A 21386-nucleotide genomic window follows, 5' to 3' on the forward strand; every position below is an offset into this window, starting at 1 on the left:
CTTTAATGTTATGGTGAAAATTGCAGACATAGAACTAGGAGAATTTCCACTCCTGCTTGCGCCGATGGAAGACGTCAGCGACCCACCCTTCCGCGCCCTGTGCAAGGAACAGGGTTGCGATATGATGTACACCGAATTCATCAGCGTGGAAGGCCTGATTCGTGACGCTACGAAGAGCGTCGAGAAATTGGATATCTACGACTACGAGCGGCCAATCGGCATCCAGATCTTTGGTGCCAACATGGAGAGTATGGTGAAAGCCGCCGACATTGTGGAGGCGGCAAAGCCAGAGGTCCTCGACATCAATTTCGGTTGTCCCGTCAAAAAAGTAACCTGTAAAGGCGCTGGTGCAGGAATCCTTCAGGACATACCAAAGATGGTTGAACTGACCAAGGCCATTGTCGACCGCACCAACCTGCCGGTCACCGTCAAAACCCGACTGGGTTGGGATGATAACACCAAGTATATCGAGGAAGTAGCCGAACGCCTCCAGGACGTAGGCATCAAGGCCCTGTCTATCCACGGCCGCACCCGCAAGCAGATGTATAAAGGAGAAGCCGACTGGACACTCATCGGTGCCATCAAAGACAATCCACGCATCAGCATTCCAATCTTCGGCAACGGCGACATCGACTCTCCACAAAAAGCCGAGGCCTACCGCAACCGCTACGGCGTAGACGGTATCATGATCGGCCGGGCCGCCATCGGTAACCCGTGGATCTTCCGTGAAATCAAGCACTACTTCGCCACCGGCGAATTACTCCCGCCACCTAATATCGACGAGCGCGTAGACGCTGCCCGCGACCACCTGCGCCGCAGCATCGACTGGAAAGGCGCCAAACTTGGCATCCTGGAAATGCGCCGCCATTACACCAACTATTTCCGCGGCCTGCCCGGCGTGAAGGAGTACCGCAAGACGCTGGTCTCCGAGTTCGAGCCGGACACTTTGTATGCTACACTAGAAGAGATGCGGACGGTGTACGAAGGAGCTGAAGTGATGATGTGACCAAGTTGTCAAAGTTATCGGGTTATCAGGTTGTCCGGTTCTCGGTTAATCTGAATACAGATCGAACATTCTGATTGAGCTTTTGCGTTTTAGTTAATGACCAAACCATTAACCATGCCCATTCTTCAGGATAACCCATACGAAACGCTAACCGCCGCGATAGAAAAGTTACGAAAAGAAGGTTACGTACACGATTTCAACCAGCACGAAAACCACCTCGAGTGTAAAAAGCTGGAGAAAAACTTCCAACCGGAAAACTTCACCATCACCCATACCTATCGATTTGAAGGCATGAGCAGCGCCGGAGATAACTCCGTACTGTACGCAATTGAGGCGAAGGACGGCACTAAGGGTATGTTAGTGGATGCATACGGCGTGTATGCCGACTCCCTCAGCCCGGAGATGATCGAGAAATTCCGGGTGGAGTATAAGAAGCCGGGGAAGGTTTAAAACAATTCCTGCGATTCCACCAAAGGAAATACCGCTTAAAACGAAAGAAGCCCGGAGCTGCAAGTGCAGTCCGGGCTTCTTTACTGAGGTCGGTAGCGGATTTGAACCGCTGTAGCAGGTTTTGCAGACCTGAGCCTAGCCACTCGGCCAACCGACCAATTCGGGAACGCAAAAGTAGGTCAGTTAAGACCGTTGCGCCAAACTTTATGGCGCTTTTTTACGTGGTAAAAGAGTAACGCCGTGATTGTCAGGGAAGTTGCACAAAGTTTAATCTTGCCTGAGCAGATTGACCGTGCCCGATCGGTTCCGATATTGACCTTCCCCTACGGTATAGAGCAGTTGGTACATGTAGGGTCCGGTCGGTAATGGTTGCACCTGGTTGGTCCCGTCCCAAAAATCAAGTGGGTCCTGCGTTTCGTGGATGAGGCTGCCCCAACGATCCCAAACCTTAAAGTGAAACCCTTCCAGTGGCGGTGGAGAAGAAAAGAGAGGCCCGAATTCGTCATTTATGCCGTCGCCATTGGGGCTGAAGGCGGTAGGCACATAGAGTTCCGGCATGGGCGTCACGCAAGCTTCGTTGGAGCTAAAAACGAAATTATCCGTTGGGTCTGCTCCGGCAGGGCGGAAGCGGGCACGAATTTTATAACAAGCCTCGACGCCATTTGAAGCGAAAAAATTATCAACGTAACTCAGGTCCGACAAGTCACTGACGACCAGAGTTAGAACCCCGCCCGCCTCCGACCGGAAAACATCGTAGGTAATGGTCCCGTCAAGACCGTTGACCAGCGGCGTCCAGGACAACTGGTTGTTTCCTGGTGCAAATTCCCGGGCCTGTAGTATTACTGGTACTACTTCATTCGTATTAACCTCCCGGTCACAAGCATCCGTGAGCCGAAAGCGAAAGGTTTCCCCCGTAGCCAGAGCATCGGCGAGTGGCGGAAAAGTCAGTTGGCCACCGGTGCCAAAAACGGGCGTTGGTAAGGGAGCGCCTTCCAGCACGCCGCCGATCCGGCTAACGAGTAACTGTGCGTCCGTAGGGGTGGGCTGCACTATATCATCAGCGTACTGAAAAAGTACGTTCCCTGTCTCGTCAATTTCCACACCATAGAGCGGGAAATCACGCAGGGGTTGGGTAATCATCACCGATTGGCAGAAGGTGACGGAGCGGGCACGACCTAAGTTATTTGCCAGAACGGCTTCCACGTAAAAACAAAGGTCTTCACCATCGTTGGCGTCCCTGAAGGGGATAGTGGCCGCATTGGGTGGAAAAGTACCGGCCGTGCTGAAAGCGGCACCGTTTACGGAAACAAATAATTCAAGTAAGGTCGTTGGCAGGAAAGACACCAGGTCCGCCACATCAGGTACCAAAGTGATCTCGCTGGTACAGCCAGACCCTCCGGATCCGGTCAGGCCAATAGGAGATACGACGGTTCCCTGTGGACTGTCGTTACCGCACGGATCTATGCCGACGAGACGGAACGAGCGGCCCGCAGGATCGGGGTCACCAGGACCAAAAGTAAAGCGATATTCGGTTGCACCGTAGATCGTATCCAGTGGAACGAATGCGGTGGGGGTTACTTCCAAAACGATATACCCCGTCACTTCGGGAGAGCTGGAATCCAACCAGTCTATCACAATTTCATTACCCTCCACCCCGCTGAACAGGACGACGGGGGTAACGGGAATAAAACTATCGAGTGTATCGCTGTTCATGACCGTTTGCCCCAAACAATCGTAGTTGTAGCGCAGAAAGTAGTACCGTAAGTCTCCGGCAGGGTTTGGGTCACGAAAAGTGACGGCTGCAGGGTCGGTAATACTTGTCAGTAGCGTATACGGCCCGGCCAGGTTACTGGCCCGATAGACCTCCGTAGCCAGGTAGGCCCCGCAGCCATTGACCGGAGGGTTGTTCCAATTCAGAACAACCGCGCCAGCCTCATTCCGGGTGCAGGAAAAGTCTGGTGCCGCAATTTGGGCGCGGACCGCAGGTGCAAACAGCAGGATGAAAAAGCAATAAAGTAAACGCAAGTCGATTTGTTCTGGGATGGGGATAAGAGGGAATACGGTAGTTTAAACGCCAGCGGGGCAAAGACGTTGTGCGAAATGGGGAATTTTACTCGCTACGCGAGTTAGGGGGTAGACGCTGCGCTTGGTAAGGGGTAGTAGTTAGTGCACCGCAGTCGAAAAGTCGCTACGCTCCCTTCTTCTCCGTAGGCGGGCTTCGCCCTTGGTAATAGGTAGTACTCCCGCAAGTTTCTGCTCGCTGCGCTCGTACGGACTAAGTCCAAATAGCCAGGAGTGCACACGAACGAAGTGAACTACCCTACCTTCTACCCACTACCAGCAGCGAAGCTGCGTCTACCGAGACAACGAGCGCAGCGAGTTTTCGCCTATTTGGCCGCAGGCGGTCTATTCCTTATTCGCCAATTGCCCGCAAGCCGCATCAATATCCTTCCCGCGACTACGACGCACCGTCACCATAATTCCCCGATCACGGAGGTAGGTGGCGAAATCGTCGATACGGTGTGCGGTGGATTTACGGAATGGCGCATCATCAATCGGGTTGTACTCGATGATGTTGACCATAGAAGGGACGCGCTTACAAATTTGGTAGAGATTCTCGGCGTCTTCCAGGGTATCATTAAAATCCTGAAAGGTGATGTATTCGTAGCCGATACGTTTTTTGGTCTTAGCGTAGAAGTACTCCAGAGCATCTACCAGCACCTCAAGGTTATTACTTTCGTTGATGGGCATGATCTCGTTGCGCTTCGTATCGTCGGCGGCGTGGAGACTGATGGCCAGGTTGACCTTGGTGTCTTCGTCGGCCAATTTTCTGATCATTTTGGCAATACCGGCGGTGGAAACCGTCAGTCGGCGGGGTGCCATGTGCAAGCCGGTGTGGGAAGTGATCCGGTCGATACTCCCAACTACCTCGTTGAACGCCAGTAATGGTTCTCCCATCCCCATGTACACGATGTTGGTCAGGGGCTTCCCGTAGGTTTCCATACACTGCTCATTGACGAGGAAAACCTGGTCATATATCTCTGCGGCGGTAAGGTTCCGCAGCCGCTTCATCCGACCAGTGGCGCAGAAGGTACAGCTGAGGCTGCAGCCTACCTGACTCGACACACAAACGGTGAAGCGATCATCAGCAACAACCGGAATTAGTACGGATTCGATCATGTGTCCATCGTGCAGCCGAAATCGGCTCTTGATGGTTCCGTCGGAACTTCGCTGCACTTTGTCTTCAGTAACCGCAAGGATGGTGTAGTGCTCCTTAAGCGTATCCCGCAACGGAAGCGAGAGGTTGGTCATCTGATCGAAGTCGCGGGCACCCTTTTGCCACAACCATTCGTATACCTGCTTAGCACGGAACGGCTTCTCCCCCAGCAGGATAAGCTGAGAGGTCAGCTCCTCAGGGGTCAGCGCGCGAATGTCGATCAGGGCATTTGTAGTAGCCATAGTCAGGTTAGAGTGGGAGATAAAATGAATCAAGAGAAAATAGAAGAGAACTTGTTAAGGAACCAGCCTCTTAATCAGCTCTGAGAATGAACGCTTTAGGACAGGCGTCGGTTTCGGGGCGCAAAGGTACGGCCTTTAGACGTTGTATATTTTTTTACAACTAACCAATATCTAAAACCGTTTCCTCCATCCACCCGTATCTTACGGGCCTCACGAAAAACGTTAATCTCTTGGCGCATAATGGCAACATGGACCCCAACTCCTGGGCACTCTACGAAGAGGCCCTGCGTTACGACAAAGTCGGAGACGTGTACACGGCCGTGAAGCTCCTCAAGAAAGTCACCCGCCTCAGCCCTGACTGGCCGGAAGGCTACGTGGCCCTTGGTCACATTTACCACCAACGTCGGGAATGGAAGCCAGCCTTTCACTACTGGAAAAAATCCGTTGCGCTGGATGCCGACGACCGGGAGGCCTGGTGGCACCTCGGCCTCGCCGCCACCGGCCTTGGCCGCATGCGGGTCGCCGCCACGGTCTGGAATAAATTCGGCTTTGAGAAAACCGACCTTTCCCAACCCCTTTCCTTAGAAGTCAAGGGAGCGGAAGGTTACGAGATCCTCTGGATGCAGCCGTTGGACGCGGCCCGTGGCCGCATTCTCAGCATCCCCCACCCCGGCAGCAACCTCCGTTACCGTGACCTGATGCTGTACAATCGCCGCCTACAAGCGGGCACCAACGTCATCGGCGCCCGCCGCATCGCCGTTTTCCCGTCCCTCGACCGTCTGAAACGCTCCCCTTACCAAACCTTCAGCTGCCTGTTACACACCAGTTCCGCCAAATCCATCGCACAATTGGAAAGTCTGTGCTTCGAGGCTGGGCTCGGCTTCGAAATCTGGAGTAATGCCAGCCACGCCACCCGGCTCCAGAAAAGTAAGGCCAGTGATTCGGAGAAGGATGCCTTTCCTGAATACTATAACGACCTGGTACCAAGACCCGACCACGGTACTGCACTCGTGGCCATCGCTGCCATCCACCCCGCTGAGGTGGAACGAACGCTTAACGACTGGCAGATCATTAGTTTGGCGGGATACTCGGATTTGAGGGGTTACTAGGAACGAGGAGTGAAGCGACCGCCCTTTAACCGTTCCCTAACCAAAGCCCACCGATCTCCGTCCTATCTTTGCAAAATAAACTCCTGCACTTTGTCCAAAGTCCTCTCCATCGGCTTAGTTGCCGTGATAACCCTTTTCTCCATATTTGCCATGACGTCTTATCGCCAGGCAAATAAGGGTGCGTTATTGTTCGGAAAATACTTCGAAGCAGCACCGATGGAAGGCTACGGCACCCAACGGAGCCTGGCCTCCGGGCAACGTGACACCGACGCTTCCATTCTCCGGCAGGGCATTGCTTATCACCAACAAGAGGACTTCGATCTTGCGCTGGTCTCCTTCCGGGCCTATTTGGAAGGTAATCCGGAACCAGACAACGGCCAGGTATTTCTATTAGCAGCTACCGCAGCTATGGCTTCGGGTAATTATGCCGAAGGCGAAGAATACCTGGAGCAGATAGCCAAAGACGATCCCCAATACGGGGCAGCAGCCTCCTGGCATACCGCATTGCTGGAGCTGAGGAAAGAGCATCTGGAAGTGGCAGCAGCTGAGTTTCGCCTGCTAGAACAATCGGGTATGGACCGCTTGTACCCGGTAAAAGCGATTCTGGAAAACTTTTAGGCAACGAGCGTGCCAAACAGCCGAAGACTTCTCCTATTTCAACGTGGCGACCAACGTCAGCATGTCATCCAATCCGTTCACGACCCGCACGCGCGCTTCGCCGGAGAAATCATGCATGCTAGCTTGGTAACCAGACAGCAGCAGGGTCAACTTCGGGCAACCATTCAATACACCAGCTACGTGCCGGTCTACCGGCTCGTGAACGAAAGCGTTAGAAAAAATAGTAAACAGGTAATCGACACGGGTGCAGTTTACAACGTCTACAAGGTCGGAGACGCTGACATCTCCCCCAAGGTAAAGGGTACTGAAGCCGCGCTTTCGCAGCAGGTAATCGACAAACAATAAACTGAGCTCCTGCCGTTCTCCGTCTGGCAGGTAGAGGCCAAATACCTGAGATTCCCGTTGGCGGGTTACCGGTAGCGCATCCGTGGCGGCGATAAGCTTTCGGCGAAGGAGGTTCCCGATGAAGGCCTCCTGAACCGGAGCGACCGAACCGGTGAAGTACAGTACGCCGAGTTTGTCGAGAAAGGGATAAATGACCTCCAGCATTGTTTCTTCAAAGCCGCGTTGCCGGATGTTGGTGTCAATGATGTGACTGAACTTAAATTCGTCCATTTCCACAGCGGAGAGCGTCAGGGCGTCCAGTTGGGTATCGGGGCTGACGTTGATCGAGCTGATCGCCACCACCTTTTTAGAACGTTCTTCGGTGCGCATTTTAGCGATCTGCGAAATTCGCATACCGTTTTTATTCAGCAGGGCGACATTCAATAATTCCCGCAAGTCTTCGTCAAGGTAGTACCTGATATTCGTCGCGGTACGCTTTGGCGTCACGATGTTGTACCGTTGCTCCCAGGCACGCAGCGTTGCGGCCTTGATACCGGTAAGTTTTTCCAGATCACTGATTGAATAGACTGCCAAGGATAGATTTTAACGGTGAAAATGCCGGATTGGGTCAAAAAAAGTAAGAATTTATGCCAGCCGGGGGACTAACGCGAACCTAAGTGAATAGTTCAGGCCATTTGACACAATCGGTTTGTGACCTTTTGGCTATTTTTCGCGGCCCTTATAGTGTTTTGGCGCGAACGCTGGTGCAATGTTAGTATTTTATAGTGCAAAGGTGGGCTTTTTGCCGCCCCGGGCGGCTGAGGCAAAACTTTGCTGCTTAACCGCCGTATCTTGCACCTGCGTCCGCGCCTTCAAAACCCGGCTAATACCCAAACTTATGCTATTACGTTACCGTCTACTTTTTCTGCTGCTCGCCTTCGGCCTGCCCGTTCTCACCGCCCAAACCTGTGATTACCAACTGGTGCTCGAAGACCGTGGGGGCAATGGGTGGAACGGTGGTATCCTCACCTTGCGCATCAACGGCATCGCGGCCTCTCCTTATACCCTGACGCCAGACAACAGCAACGGTAGTCGCCGGAGTTACTACTTCTCCGTTAATGACGAAGACAACATCCAAATCGGTTTTGCTCAGGGCGCCTTCCCCGAAGAGTCCGTCTTCAGTCTGCTCAACAATGCCGATAGCTTGTTGTACACTAATGCTGCCGCCCCCGTTGCGGGAAACAATGTTTTCGCTATTACGGCCAATTGCATAGCGTGTGCTCCCCCGGCCGCCAACAGCATTGAATTTTTTCGCGTACGGGCGACTACCGCCGACCTGAAATTTCGCGGGCTGCCCGCTGCAGAAAATCCGCTGTATCGCATCCAATACCGTGGCGGAAACTATGACCCTTCAATCGATGATGACGGTACGACCATCACTGGTACCAACACCCAGTACCGCATCGAAAACCTTGAATCTGACAGCCTGTACACTTTCTGGATAGATGCCGTTTGCCGTGCCCTCGACGATACCTCCAAAGTACGCGGCCCGTACGTGATCAAAACTCAAAAACGCGTTGATGTGGGCATCACCCAATTAATGGCCCCCGCCACCGGTTGTGACCTGACGAATGAAAACGTGACCATCGGCATCACCAATTTTGGTGGTGAGCCGCAGGCTTTTTTCAACGTTGATTTTGCCATCGATGGCTTTCCTGCCGGTGTAGAAAGACCACAAGATGGTATTTTCACCGGCGTAGTTGGGGTAGACAGCACTGAGTTTTTTACTTTCGACATTCAGGCTTTTCTCGACATCCCTGGCACCTATGAATTCACCATTTGGACCGAACTGGAGGGTGACGAAGATAACAGTAATGATACACTGACCATTTCAGTGACGAATATTCCGCAGATCACTGACTTCCCTTACACCGAAGGCTTTGAGGCTGATAATGGCTTCTGGTACGTCGACCGGCAGGGGCGCGGCGTCTCCAGCTGGGCCTGGGGCAAACCCAATAATGAGCTGATCAACCGTGCTCCACAGGGGCGCAACGCCTGGGTTACCAACCTTACCGGCGATTACAACAACCTCGAAGAGAGCTACCTAGTATCCCCATGTTTTGATCTTTCAGACATGGAGAACGATCCGCTGTTCACCTGCCAGCTTTTCGTGGATACGGAAGCAGGCTTCGACGGCGTCTCGCTGGAAATCACCTCCGATGGAGGAGAGACCTGGCGTACCGTTGAGACCAGCCCGGCTGGCATCAACTGGTACAACGACCTGATGGACCAACGTTGGACCCGCAACGATACCCAGGTTGCCACCGTAGCTCAGTTCCTCGAAGGCGTGGCTGGCGACACCATTCAGCTACGGTTCGCTTTCCGCAGTAATGCTTTTGAAACAGCTGAAGGTATCCTCGTCGACGCCGTCTCGCTTACCGAACGGGCCGACCGTAACCTGGCCGCAGCCCAGGCATTTACCATCAACCCTTCCGTTTGTAGCTCACCGACGGACTCCGTCAGGGTCCGGTTTTCTAATCTCGGGCTAACGTTTGCAGAAGACTTCGACCTCAATTACCGCGTCAATGGCGGTACCGTGATCACCGAAGCATTCCCCGGCAGCGTTCGTCCCGGGCAAAGTACCACCTTCATTTTTGCCACTCCGTTTGACGGAACGCTCGCGGCCGAAAGCCGCATCGAGGTATGGACCTCTCTGACGGACGATGTGGATAACTCCAATGACACCACCGTTTTCTTCCTGCGTACCCGTGAAGACATCCCCTTCTTTGAAGGATTTGCCCGCCCGCTGGTCCCCGCCGGATGGGTGCTGGACGAAGACCTGATGCTGACTGACCTCAGCGGCATGGGCAATTTTTCCATCTACGACAACCTGAACAGTACGGATACCACCTTGCTGTTCCGGACGACAAACTACGGTAACGTTGCCTCTGGCGACAGCCTACGCTTCTCCGTAGTCTTCCGCGAGTTCGACACCGACACGCCTTATACGGATTCTACCCGAATGACCGTTCGCGCCTACATAGATTGTGCTGAAACCAGCGAAACGATCGCCGAACTCACCCTGGCCGGAGACAGTATTGTCGCCATTGACCTGGAGAGCTACGCCGGAAGTTCTCTCCAGTTCGAAGTCTTCATGCAACGGGATTCTGGTGACTTCGACGTCACCTTCGATGATTTCAATATTAAGCGTTGCGCCGACAACCTCGGCCTGATGGTAGACGTCATCGACGTAACCAGTGGCAACGTGAACGACGGCGCCGCTACCGTCATCCCTGGCGGTGGTGTAGCTCCGTTCAATTACAGTTGGCCCGGCGGGCAAACCGCCAATGCCGTTGACAACTTGGTTGCCGGCACCTACACGGTAATGGTTACCGACGCCGTGGGCTGTACCGATGAGGTTACCTTCCGGGTATCCTTCCCGGTTGCGACCACCGACCCGGCCAACCTGCTCACCGACCTACAGGTATTCCCCAATCCTACTTCCGGCCTGCTTGAAGTTAAGCTGGAGTTGCCCGAAGCCAGCACACTCCGCGCTGCTGTTTATGACCTCACGGGTCGCCAGTTGCAGGCATATGATTTCGGTCGTCAGCTCCGCCTGAATGAACAGCTCGACTTCAGCGCCTACCCGGCTGGCATCTACCTGCTGCGGTTACGTACGGCTGATGCTGCACGGACGATACGAGTGGTGCTTCGTTAGTCTGGAGGTCGGGTAATCTTGTAGGCTACCGCACGGGGATGCTCGCTCGCGCTCGTGTGGTAGCCTACAAGACCACAAGACTACCGGACCACAAGACTATTTCCCGGCTCCATCGGGAACATTCCTCCCTCTTCAAACCTTATTGAAGCTATGAAGATTGGTGTTGTTTGTTACCCAACCTATGGAGGTAGTGGCGTTCTGGCCACAGAACTAGGTCTGGGATTGGCCCGGAAAGGACATGAGGTCCATTTTATTACTTATCGCAGGCCCGCGCGCCTCGGCGGTTTTCAGGCTAATGTATTTTACCACGAAGTGGACAGCGGGTCCGATTACCCCCTGTTTGAATTTGCGCCTTACGAAACGGCATTGGCTTCGAAGCTGGTTGACGTAATTGAACACCACGGCATTGATTTACTGCACGTTCATTATGCCGTACCCCATGCATCGGTTGCTTACATGGCACGTAAAATCCTGATCAGCCGCGGAAGGTATGTCCCCTTTGTGACCACACTACACGGCACAGACATTACGCTGGTGGGTACCCACCCGGCCTACGCTCCGACCATCACTTTTGCCATCAACAAATCTGATGGGGTAACGGCAGTTTCCCAATCTCTGCGAAAGGACACGCTTGAAAATTTTGACATTTGTAATCCGATCGAGGTTATTTACAACTTCATCGATTTCAAACGCTTCAAACGTGACAATAAAGATCATTTCAAGGCCGCCATTGCCCCCAACGGAGAACGGATTCTGATTCATGTTTCTAATTTCAGGCCGGTCAAACGCGTCGACGACGTTATTTACATTTTTAAGATCGTCAATGACGAGATCCCGAGCAAGCTCCTGCTTATCGGAGACGGACCAGAACGTAGTCGTTGCGAAGAACTCAGTCGTAAACTCGGCCTGAGCGCCGACATACGTTTCCTTGGTAAGCAGGATGCGGTAGAAGAACTGCTGGCGGTATCTGACCTGTTCCTCCTCCCTTCCGCCAGCGAGAGTTTTGGTTTAGCAGCCCTGGAGGCCATGGCCTGCCAGGTACCGGTCATCAGTAGTAATGTTGGTGGTATTCCCGAAGTTAACATCGATGGGCAAACCGGTTTTCTATCCGGTGTTGGCATGGTTGATAAAATGGCAGAGGATGCACTGACCATTCTAAAGGACGATACCGTACTTGCACGCTTTCGCGCTGCTGCCCTAACGCAGGCGGCGCGTTTCGACATCGAAGAAATTATTCCCAAGTATGAGGCTTACTATCAAAAAGTGATCGACCGAACCATCGTGAAGCCGGAGGAACCAGTATTTGATTGTTAATGGTTTATAAGCTGGATCGGATTACTAATTTCGGTATGAACTGAAGCAAAACATTCCATTGTGAATGTTTAAAATTGGGGGGCGACGAAAGAGCATACACCGAGAAACAAGTGCCAAAAAGACAAAGCGAACGAACAATTGGAGGTGCAGACGAGGTATTATCTACAGTATTACACAATGTTTAGTGTAGATAATTAATAATAAAGCCCCCTGAAATTATGAAATTTCGTATTCTTTCCATTTGCGCGCTCGCCGCTTTTTCTTTTTTCGCTTGTGATGTAGATCAGACCAGTGAAGGTGAAATGCCTTCCGTAGATGTTGACGTTCAAGCCGACCGTGGTTCCTTACCCACTTACGATGTAGAGTGGGCAGACGTTGACGTAACCACCACCACACGTACCATCGAAGTTCCTAAGGTAAGAGTGGTAATGGTAGAAGAAACTGTCGAAGTCCCCGTAGTAGACGTAGATTGGCCCAGTGAACTTGGCGACAAAGAGGAACAAACACTTATGGTAGAAGCTGACGTGAATCAGGAAGCCAATCTTGAAATTCAGGAAGTATACACTACCGGCAATCGCATCATCGTCTTAGCAGAGCTTGAAAAAGCAGGTGAAATGCTTGAAGATGGCGAAGTTATGTCCATAAGCGACCAAGTTGTCGTGAATGCACCCGATCTCGACGTTCGCTATTACATTATTGGTGACCGCCCCGATGGTATTCGTAACAATCGCTTCAAGTATATCAGCAGCCGTAATGACCTGAAGGACATGATGACTAACGGTCGTTCCATTTACATGAAGAAGTAAGCTATCAGGTCTGTTCCTTCTCGAATATGACCGATCACCCTACCTCCGTCAGGCTAGTTGAAGCAAAACCGTTTCAACAGCTTTACGGAGGTTTTTTTGTTTTAATTCCTGTTCTCATTCAGCGCTCGTTTGTTAGCTGCAGCAAGATTCCCTTTTTTGCCTTGCTTTTTTCACCTTCTCTGCACCTGCGGCCGCGCCACCTGACACTTCAATAAAGCAGGCCGCCCCGAAACCCGCACTGGGTTTCGGGGCGGCACTGAACTAATTCGGCGCTTATTTTAGAGCTTATTTTGACTTTCGCTCATGGTCCAAAATTGGCCCTTTTCGGAAAATCTCACCGAAATCTTAATTCGCATCCCACCAAACGGCGGCAGTGATAACATCACCTCCGCTCAGGCGCGAAACAGCCGCATCGTAGTTGGCCTTGTTAGTAAGGTCTTCGCTGATCGGATAACGCATGCGCCGGGGCACTGCATTGGGGCTCTCGCCAGACGTAAGCCCTGGAGAAATATCCGGGAAGCCCGTACGCCGATAGTTCGAGTAAGCCTCGAAACCATCGAAGAGTAAAGCGATCCACTTCTGAGTATTGATAAGTTCCATACCGTCGGTGTCGTTCCAAGCCACGGCATCTTCTGCTAACAAGGCGTCGATGTCTGCGTCCGTGATCTCCGTAGCGCGCGGGTAAAGCGCGAGCTGCTTACAGGCGGCGCGAACACCCGCTTCATAAGCGTCCTGAGCACTGCCAGAAGCCCAACCCCGCATAATCGCTTCAGCCCGGCTGAATTCCGCCTCGGCCACAGAATAGAAGATGATGGGCGAATCGTAAGCCACCATTACACTATGGTTTGGCATGGCGAAGTCGTAGATAGAAGTGATGTCCGCCCCGTTGACTTTACCGATGTATTCGCCCGGGCCTACCGAAGTGTTCACCGAACCATCGCTATTGTACTGCAGGGCCATAACGGCCTCACGTGGGTCATTCGCTGCCTGAAGACGAGTGATCATCTCGTCGCTAAAAGCGAATCCGCCGCCGCCAACACCAAAGTCATTGAAGACCGAACCGATACCACTACTCACGACACCGCCGGGCATGCTACCGTCAAATTGCAATACGGCAGTCTCCGTTAACAGGCCTCCGCTAATGGCTTCGCCTACAACCTGCTGTGCCAGCGAAGGATTAACTTCAGACATACGTAAACCGACACGGAGCAACATGGAGTTACCAAAACGCTTCCAGCTGTCGATGTCACCAGAATAAAACGGATCAAAATTGCCCACATCCGGTCCGTTACCGGCAGAAAGCTGACTGATCGCCTGGCGAAGTTCGGAAACAAAGGAACCATAAATGGCCTCCTGGGTGTCGTAAGACGGTTGCGGGAAATTGCCTCCCTGAAAAGCCTCAGAGTAAGGAATGTCTCCATACATGTCCGTGACACGCTGCATGATGAGGACCTTGAAGATCATAGCCATAGCCTCTACATTCGTGCCCTCTTCAGTATCGATGATGTTCTGAATGTTGCGCATGTAGGTACCATAGGCCTCGTTCCAATAAGCCGAAAGCCAATCTTCGTTGGTGGTATTGTAGTTGTCTGGTGCCCAACTGCCCGAGATTTGCTGCGCCCACTGCGAGGTGTAGATGAGGTTACCCCGCCATGACTCGTAGCGGCTGGAGCCAGCACGGTTAATGGAGTAATTGAGCAAAAATTTCGCATCAAGCGTAGTAGCGGCCTGAGGATCGGTATTAAGTTCACCGAAGTCATTATCGCAAGAAGTGAGTGGCAGCAGCAGGCATAGTAGCAAGACGGCCGGGCCACGCATAAGTTTATGTATTTTATTCATTGTTGTGATTTTACGTTCGTTTTACTTTAGCCAATTTGGGCGGGGACGCAGGTGCAATGGAAGGATCTTGGCCTGGCCAATGCGCCTCGTCCGCCAAATTACTGGTAGATAAACGAGGGTATTTAGAGTTTCACGTTAAGGTTAATGCCAAAAGAGCGTGTGCTTGGGATCGAGCTGTACTCAAATCCGCCGCCGCCGATGTTGTAAACTGCTTCAGGGTCCAGGCCAAGAAAATCAAGGCCGTTCTGTACGAAGAAGAGGTTACGTCCGGTCAGGGAGATGCTCAATTCACGAAGTTGGGTGCCCCCTACCTGTACCTTCGGGAAGGTGTAGCCCAAAGTTGCCTGGCGCAGCTTGATGTAAGAAGCATCAAAGATGTTCTCACTAGCAGCGTTGCTGATGCGGCCGTAGTAGTCGTCAAGTGGTGCGGCCGTAGAATTGGCACCACCACCAGCCGTCACACCAGCACCAACGATCTCAAAGTTGGGGTTATCCCGGCCAACAAGGGTCATTGGGTGGCTACCGTTTCCGATCGAAAACTGGTTGGTAATCGAGAAGATTTCTCCGCCCTGCTTCGTGTCGAAGAGCAAGCCGAGGTTCCAGTTCTTATAACGGATGTTGTTGTTGAGACCACCGTACCAATCGGGCTGGTAATTGCCAAGAATCTCCCGCTCAGGGGCAATCATCGGCAAGCCGGACTCGTCGTGGATAATCTGACCAGCGTCATTGCGCATCAGAACTGTACCGTAGATGCTATTGACCTGGCCGCCTACTTCGGAAAGGAGGTTGGCGTTGAAACGGGCAGACTCACCGCTCAGGTTATCAATACCGTCGGCCAGTGCGACTACTGTATTTACGTTGCTGGCGAAGTTGAAGGTAACGTCCCAACGCAAGTCATTTTTCTTGATTGGGGTCAGGTTAAGGGCCATTTCGACACCGGAGTTTTTGACGTCACCAGCGTTAAGGAAGTAGCGATCAAAGCTGGTAGGCCGTGGAAGGCTGGCCTGGAAGAGCTGATCAACGGTGTTTTGCTGGTAGTAAGTCAGGTCGAGACCAATCCGGTTCCGGAGGAAGCGCAGATCTACACCTACTTCGAAGGACTTCGTAATCGTCGGTTGAAGACCGCTGCCTGGGAAAGTACCGCTGGTTACACGACCCAGAGAAGCCCCGTTGAACGGTACACTCTCAATGGAGAAGGTGGGTAGCAACAAGTAGGGGTCGGGGGCACCGTTGCCAGCCACACCGTAGCTTACACGAAACTTACCGAAGGTGAACGTCTCGTTTTCCATCTTAAAGGCTTCGGAGAACAGGATACTAGCCGAGGCACCACCGTACAGGGCGGAGTTCTGGGAAGCGTCCGGATCAGTAGGATTGGTCAGCGTTGAGTACCAGTCGTTCCGTACCGACAGGTCCAGGAAGAAAACGCCCCGGTAATCAATCAGCGCAGTACCAAACAAACCGTTGGTCTGTAATTCGCTGATGCGGTAGTTTCCGGGGTTACGGACCGCCATGTTGTTGATATTAAACAGGTCGGAGACGATGAAAGTATTACCACTTACGTTGTAGTCGTAGCGACTACGTGGGTTCTGCACACCTCCCAGGTTTACGTTCAGGCTAATGTCTTCGGTAAGTTGAGGGCTGAGGTTCAGAATGATATCGCGGGTATTATCGTTTGTTTCGTAGTTCGTTTGGTCTATCGAACCTTGAACGATGTGCTCAGTACCCGGAGCTTGAGCGTAGAAGTAGTCGAGGTTGGTATAGTCGATGGCATAACGAGCCTGCAGGCTGATCCAGTCATTGAACTCGTAACGACCAAGGGCGTAACCGATGAAGCGCTTCTTATCGTCCCGTTGCTGGTGCTCAAATGGGCCCCAGTATGGGTTAACCGTGAAGGGGTTGTTGGCACTCCATGCTATGGCGCGACCGTCTTCGAAACGACGCTGTTGGAGCATGTCAACAGAAATATTGTTGGGCAACTGGCTGAAAGCTTTACCGGGGTTACTCGGGTTGTCAGACAGGTTGATGCGGTTGGTGGCTTCCTCCTGAATGTAATTGGCCTTCATCTCCAGGGTTAACTTTTCACTTAGCTTGAGAGAGGTCAGTAAGTTTACCGTATAGCGATCGTAGCCTGAGTTAGGAACGATGCCCGTATTGGTGAGGTTGGAGAGCGAAAGACGGGCGTTGACCTTTTCGGTACCACCGCTCATGGCGATGGTGTTCATCCAGGTCTGACCGGTCTCGTAGTAATTGAGCAGGTCGTCGGAGGCCTTGGCGGAGTAGGGGCGGGTAACACCATCGAAGTAAACCATCGGGCTACCATCGAGGCGAGCTCCCCAGTTGGCGGGGTTCTGCGCGGCTTCTTCCCGAGTAGAAGGCTTCATACCGTTCATTCCCTGGCCGTATTCAGACTGGTAGTACTCAGGGAAGATGGCGGCGTTATCGATGGTGAAATTGGTGGTATACTCCAGAGAGATACCGTCACTGGCTGCCCCCTTCTTGGTCGTAATCAGAATGACACCCTGCGCGCCACGCTCACCATACAATGCACCTGCGGCCGCGCCCTTGAGCACGTTCACGCTCTCAATGTCATCAGGGTTGATGCTAGAAAGCCCGTCACCACTATCGATGCCCCCCCACATACCTGCAGAGTTGATATTTGTATTGTTGATTGGTACACCGTCGACAACGATCAATGCCCGGTTATCTCCACTGAGGGAACCGAGGCCACGAATGACAATGTTAGTAGAACCTGCCGGGCCCGTGGTGGGCCGGGTGATATCGAGGCCCGGTACCTTGCCCGCCAGCTGGGAAGCCACGCTGACCTCCTTAGCCGTTACAAGATCGCTACCATCGATTTTGGTCACTGCATAACCCAGTGCTTTTTGATCCTTCTTCATTCCAAAGGCGGTAACCACCACCTCATTAAGGACGCTGCTTTCTCCTTCCAGCATAACATCGATAGAAGTACGACCATTAACCTCCACCAATTGGCGGGTATAGCCGATGTAGCTGAACTGCAGGGTGGCACCCTGGTTGACCGTGAGGTAATAATTACCATCAATGTCCGAAATTGCACCGTTGGTGGTTCCCTGTTCCAGGATGGTTACGCCCGGAAGGCCACTGCCATCGCTGGCATCTTTAACGCTGCCAGTGACCCTGACGGTCTGTGCAGCGGCAAATACTGTCAATAGAAGGACAGTACTCACTGTGAGTATTAAACGTTTTAACATATGGATTTAATTGTGAATGTATGATCTGATTGATTAAGCTCCCAAGCAATGCAAATGACAAAAGCAAATGACATTGAGATCAAATCTAGCATTATAAATCATATAATTTCAATTATTAACCAATTATAATGTAACCATAACCGACATTTGCCCCATGATGTACTGTTTGACCTACAGAAGAATCTTGCCTTACGTTTTATTGACGTGTCTCCCCTGGCTGCCCCTCCTGGCCCAGCCCAACTTCACAGAACTGAGCTTCAAACAGACGGGAATTACCTTTCGTAATGACCTCAAAGACACGCCAGCACATAATATCCTAATCTATTCCAACTACTATGGTGGAGCCGGAGTAGGCATCGGAGATTTTAATCGGGACGGGCTACAGGACATCTTTTTTGCCGGCAACCTCGTTAACGACCAACTTTACTTCAACGAAGGTCAAATGACCTTCGCCCTGCAAAAAAAAGCAGGTATCCTTAAAGACGATGGGTGGTCATCAGGCGTCATTGTTGCAGATGTCAACCACGACGGGTGGCCCGACATCTACGTCACCCGCGAACTGTACGACGATGCTCCCGACCGACGCGCCAACCTCCTCTACCTCAACGACGGCGACGGCACCTTCACCGAGGCAGCCAAACTCTGCGGCGTAGCCGACGAAGGCCGCAGCCGCCATGCCCTATTTTTCGACTTCGATGGTGACGGTGACCTGGATCTTTACGTCCTCAACCAGCCACCCAACACTGGCAATTACTCCCCCTTATTCGGCACCGACCTGAAAGCCCCGGAGTACCGCAGCCGGCTCTACCGAAACGACGGTAATAACGCCAACGGCCAGCCCCAATTCACTGACACCGGCACTACCTCGGGCCTCGCCGAAGTGGGCTTCCCCAACTCCGTAGTCGCCGGGGATTTTAATGGGGACGGCAACACCGACCTCTACGTCAGCCACGACTACGATGCCCCCGACCGACTGTACCAAAACAACGGCGACGGCACTTTCACCGACCTCATCAAAGGCACTACCGGCCACACTTCCTATTACAGCATGGGTGTCGATGCCGCCGACATCAATCAGGATGGCCTGCTCGACCTGATGGTCCTGGATATGGTAGCCGAGGACAATTATCGGCTCAAGGCCAATATGAGCGGCATGAACCCGGAAGCCTTCCAGCAGGTCCTCGACGCCGGTGGGCACTACCAGTATATGTTCAATTCGTTGCAGCTCAATCGAGGGAAAGGTCAGTTCAGCGAGATCGCCCAGCTGGCCGGGGTAGCGGCTACGGACTGGAGCTGGGCAAATCTGTTCGCAGACTTTAATAACGACGGCCGGCAAGACCTTTACGTCACCAATGGTTTGCTCCGAGACATTCGGAATACGGATGCCGCCAAAGAATTTGCCACCTACGTCACCAAAAAAATCAACGCCTACATCCTGGCTAACCCGGACGACGCCGACGTCACGATCTACGACGTGATCGACCTGAAGGAGGCACTCGATCTTATCCCTTCCCAGCCACTGAGCAATTATGCATTTGAGAACGAAGGGGACTACCAATTCACGCCCCGGGCGACAGATTGGGGGCTGGACAAGCCAGGATTCTCCAACGGCGCAGCGTATGCCGACCTGGATAATGATGGCCGGTTGGACCTAGTGGTAAGCAACATCAACGCACCTGCTTCTATTTATCATAACCAGGGCACCGGTGGCAGTTATCTCCGCCTTAAGTTGGTTGATCCTGAGCATAAATCGACTTTCGGGACAAAGGTAAAGATATCCTCTGGCGGAAAGAAAGTACAGCATTTCGAGACGACAAATGTTAGGGGGATGTACTCCACCAGTGAATCTACCGTGCATTTTGGATTGGGCGAGGACGCAGGCCCAAAGAATGGTTATGGAGCATGGCGGGTTGAGGTTACCTGGCCCGATGGGACCAAGGACTATGCCGATGATATCTCATCAAACTTCACCCTGACGATGGAGAAACAAGGTAGTGGAGTGGTGGACCAGCGTATCTCCCCAAAGCCACTTCTTTCAGAAATAACAAAGGCTGTAGCCCTGCCCTACCGCCACCGGGAAAACGTCTTCGACGATTATCGCTATCAGGTATTGATTCCTCACAAGCAGTCGCAAAACGGGCCGGGGGTAGCCGTGGGCGACCTCAACGGCGATCAGCTTGACGACCTCTACCTCGGCGGCGCCTCCGGCCAGCCGGGGGAGTTACTGCTGCAAACGGCAGCGGGGAAATTCGTTCCCTCTTCCACCGAAACCTTCCGGGGATCATCCTTGCTGGAAGATGTAGCGGCAACTTTCTTTGATGCCGATGGCGATGGCGACCAGGATCTTTACGTGGTCAGCGGCGGCAATGAGTTTGACGCAGGAAGTCCGTTCTACCAGGACCGGCTCTACCTCAACGACGGCGCTGGCAACCTCACCGCTGCGCCCACGGGTAGCCTGCCACCCCTCACTGCCAGCGGTGGCTGCGTCGCTCCGGCCGATTTCGACGGTGACGGCGACCTGGACCTGTTCGTCGGTGGCCGGTTAACGCCACGTGATTACCCGGCTCCGGCCGACAGCTACCTGCTGCGCAACGACGGGGGGAACTTCACCGACGTTACTGCCGAAATGGCGCCCTTCCTGAAAGGCTTCGGCCTCGTCACTGCCGCAGAATGGACAGACCTGAATTCCGACGGCAAGCCGGACCTGATGGTGGTAGGAGAATGGATGCCCCTGGCGGTACTCTACAATACCGGAGATCGGTTCAGAGCTGAGACAGATTTCACCGATTCCCAAAACCCCACCTCTGGCTGGTGGTTCAGCCTGTCGAAAGCAGACCTGGACGGTGACGGCGACGAAGACTTCGTCTTCGGCAACCTGGGCGAGAACTATAAATACCAGGCCACCCCGGAAGAACCCTTCGAAGTCTTCTACGACGATTTTGACGGTAACGGCCAGCGAGACATTGTCCTAAGCTACTACAACGACGGCAAGCAATTCCCACTACGTGGCCGCTCCTGCTCCGCACAACAAATTCCCGAACTCAAAGAATCCTTCCCTTCTTACGACGCTTTCGCCGGGGCTACGCTGACGGAGGTTTTCGATCCGTTGGCCCTGGATAAGTCATTGCAATTGTCTGCCACCACCTTTAGCAGCATGGTCGGCATCAACGATGGTGGCCGGCTGAAATTGATGCCGTTGCCCAAGGAGGCGCAGTTTAGCGCCATCCGGTCCGCCGTTTGCCGGGATTTCGACGGCGACGGTACAATTGATATTCTTTCGGGTGGCAACCTGTATCAAAGTGAAGTGGAGACCCCCCGGGCAGATGCAGGTATTGGGCTGGTACTCCAGGGGCTGGGACAAGGTAAATTCCAGGCGATGCCCTCCAGTGCAAGCGGGCTGGCCAAAAGAACCGACCTCCGGGAAATCCGGACCGTGCGTACGGCCGAAGGGTTGCTGGTGCTGATGGTGGTCAATGATGGAGAGGTGGGCATTTACAAAATCCGGTAGGTTCG

Annotated in this window: 13 protein-coding genes and 1 tRNA gene; 8 read left to right on the plus strand and 6 right to left on the minus strand. The window is 53.0% G+C overall.

Features of this window, described 5'->3' with window-relative positions; all coding sequences use genetic code 11:
- The first annotated feature begins 10 nt into the window (after positions 1-10).
- Positions 11-1006, plus strand: coding sequence for a tRNA dihydrouridine synthase DusB (gene dusB, locus B036_RS0102825; protein ID WP_026231620.1), 996 nt, complete (start codon positions 11-13; stop codon positions 1004-1006).
- 114 nt (positions 1007-1120) lie between these two features.
- Positions 1121-1456: a hypothetical protein gene (locus B036_RS0102830; protein ID WP_026231621.1), complete on the plus strand. Its 336-nt coding sequence runs from the start codon at positions 1121-1123 to the stop codon at positions 1454-1456.
- Between the two features lie 86 nt (positions 1457-1542).
- Here the strand turns inward: B036_RS0102830 and B036_RS0102835 are convergent.
- From B036_RS0102835 to rlmN, 3 genes are all read right to left on the minus strand, one after another.
- Positions 1543-1613: transfer RNA gene (locus tag B036_RS0102835), tRNA-Cys, on the minus strand.
- Between the two features lie 110 nt (positions 1614-1723).
- Positions 1724-3481 (minus strand): T9SS type B sorting domain-containing protein, encoded by a 1758-nt coding sequence (locus B036_RS31560; RefSeq protein WP_020567175.1) that lies wholly within the window; start codon positions 3479-3481, stop codon positions 1724-1726.
- A gap of 381 nt (positions 3482-3862) precedes the next feature.
- Complete coding sequence (rlmN, locus tag B036_RS0102845) at positions 3863-4915, minus strand: 23S rRNA (adenine(2503)-C(2))-methyltransferase RlmN (protein WP_020567176.1); 1053 nt, start codon at positions 4913-4915, stop codon at positions 3863-3865.
- 248 nt (positions 4916-5163) lie between these two features.
- Between rlmN and B036_RS0102850 the strand changes: the two genes are divergently transcribed.
- Entirely contained in the window at positions 5164-6024 is an 861-nt protein-coding gene (locus B036_RS0102850; protein ID WP_020567177.1) for a tetratricopeptide repeat protein, read from the plus strand.
- A 90-nt stretch (positions 6025-6114) separates the two neighbouring features.
- On the plus strand, positions 6115-6642 hold the full coding sequence (locus B036_RS0102855) for a tetratricopeptide repeat protein (protein WP_026231622.1): 528 nt from the start codon (positions 6115-6117) through the stop codon (positions 6640-6642).
- 33 nt (positions 6643-6675) lie between these two features.
- On the opposite strand, the gene B036_RS0102860 is transcribed toward B036_RS0102855, so the two are convergent.
- A complete protein-coding gene (locus B036_RS0102860) occupies positions 6676-7560 on the minus strand; it encodes a MerR family transcriptional regulator (protein WP_020567180.1) in 885 nt (294 codons plus the stop codon).
- A 304-nt stretch (positions 7561-7864) separates the two neighbouring features.
- Here B036_RS0102860 and B036_RS0102865 point away from each other — a divergent pair, with 304 nt between their 5' ends.
- From B036_RS0102865 to B036_RS0102875, 3 genes are all read left to right on the plus strand, one after another.
- A complete protein-coding gene (locus tag B036_RS0102865; protein WP_026231623.1) occupies positions 7865-10684 on the plus strand; it encodes a T9SS type A sorting domain-containing protein in 2820 nt (939 codons plus the stop codon).
- Positions 10685-10834: 150 nt separating this feature from the next.
- A complete protein-coding gene (gene bshA / locus B036_RS0102870) occupies positions 10835-11998 on the plus strand; it encodes an N-acetyl-alpha-D-glucosaminyl L-malate synthase BshA (protein ID WP_020567182.1) in 1164 nt (387 codons plus the stop codon).
- A 218-nt stretch (positions 11999-12216) separates the two neighbouring features.
- Positions 12217-12804, plus strand: coding sequence for a hypothetical protein (locus tag B036_RS0102875; RefSeq protein ID WP_020567183.1), 588 nt, complete (start codon positions 12217-12219; stop codon positions 12802-12804).
- 345 nt (positions 12805-13149) lie between these two features.
- Here the strand turns inward: B036_RS0102875 and B036_RS31565 are convergent, their stop codons facing one another.
- Positions 13150-14643 (minus strand): SusD/RagB family nutrient-binding outer membrane lipoprotein, encoded by a 1494-nt coding sequence (locus B036_RS31565; protein ID WP_020567184.1) that lies wholly within the window; start codon positions 14641-14643, stop codon positions 13150-13152.
- Positions 14644-14765: 122 nt separating this feature from the next.
- Positions 14766-17873 carry a SusC/RagA family TonB-linked outer membrane protein gene (locus B036_RS0102885; protein ID WP_044101605.1) on the minus strand — a complete coding sequence of 1036 codons (3108 nt, stop codon included), beginning with the start codon at positions 17871-17873 and terminating at the stop codon, positions 14766-14768.
- Positions 17874-18027: 154 nt separating this feature from the next.
- Here B036_RS0102885 and B036_RS0102890 point away from each other — a divergent pair, with 154 nt between their 5' ends.
- Positions 18028-21381 carry a VCBS repeat-containing protein gene (locus tag B036_RS0102890; RefSeq protein ID WP_020567186.1) on the plus strand — a complete coding sequence of 1118 codons (3354 nt, stop codon included), beginning with the start codon at positions 18028-18030 and terminating at the stop codon, positions 21379-21381.
- The last annotated feature ends 5 nt before the right edge of the window (positions 21382-21386 follow it).

The sequence above is a fragment of the Neolewinella persica DSM 23188 genome (assembly GCF_000373105.1).
Classification (GTDB): domain Bacteria; phylum Bacteroidota; class Bacteroidia; order Chitinophagales; family Saprospiraceae; genus Neolewinella; species Neolewinella persica.

Excerpts from the sequence above, each read along its gene's own strand:
- dusB (WP_026231620.1), top strand. The coding sequence starts at position 11 with ATGGTGAAAATTGCAGACATAGAACTAGGAGAATTTCCACTCCTGCTT.
- B036_RS0102830 (WP_026231621.1), top strand. The coding sequence starts at position 1,121 with ATGCCCATTCTTCAGGATAACCCATACGAAACGCTAACCGCCGCGATA.
- rlmN (WP_020567176.1), bottom strand. The coding sequence starts at position 4,915 with ATGGCTACTACAAATGCCCTGATCGACATTCGCGCGCTGACCCCTGAG.
- B036_RS0102850 (WP_020567177.1), top strand. The coding sequence starts at position 5,164 with ATGGACCCCAACTCCTGGGCACTCTACGAAGAGGCCCTGCGTTACGAC.
- B036_RS0102865 (WP_026231623.1), top strand. The coding sequence starts at position 7,865 with ATGCTATTACGTTACCGTCTACTTTTTCTGCTGCTCGCCTTCGGCCTG.
- bshA (WP_020567182.1), top strand. The coding sequence starts at position 10,835 with ATGAAGATTGGTGTTGTTTGTTACCCAACCTATGGAGGTAGTGGCGTT.
- B036_RS0102875 (WP_020567183.1), top strand. The coding sequence starts at position 12,217 with ATGAAATTTCGTATTCTTTCCATTTGCGCGCTCGCCGCTTTTTCTTTT.
- B036_RS31565 (WP_020567184.1), bottom strand. The coding sequence starts at position 14,643 with ATGAATAAAATACATAAACTTATGCGTGGCCCGGCCGTCTTGCTACTA.
- B036_RS0102885 (WP_044101605.1), bottom strand. The coding sequence starts at position 17,873 with ATGTTAAAACGTTTAATACTCACAGTGAGTACTGTCCTTCTATTGACA.
- B036_RS0102890 (WP_020567186.1), top strand. The coding sequence starts at position 18,028 with ATGATGTACTGTTTGACCTACAGAAGAATCTTGCCTTACGTTTTATTG.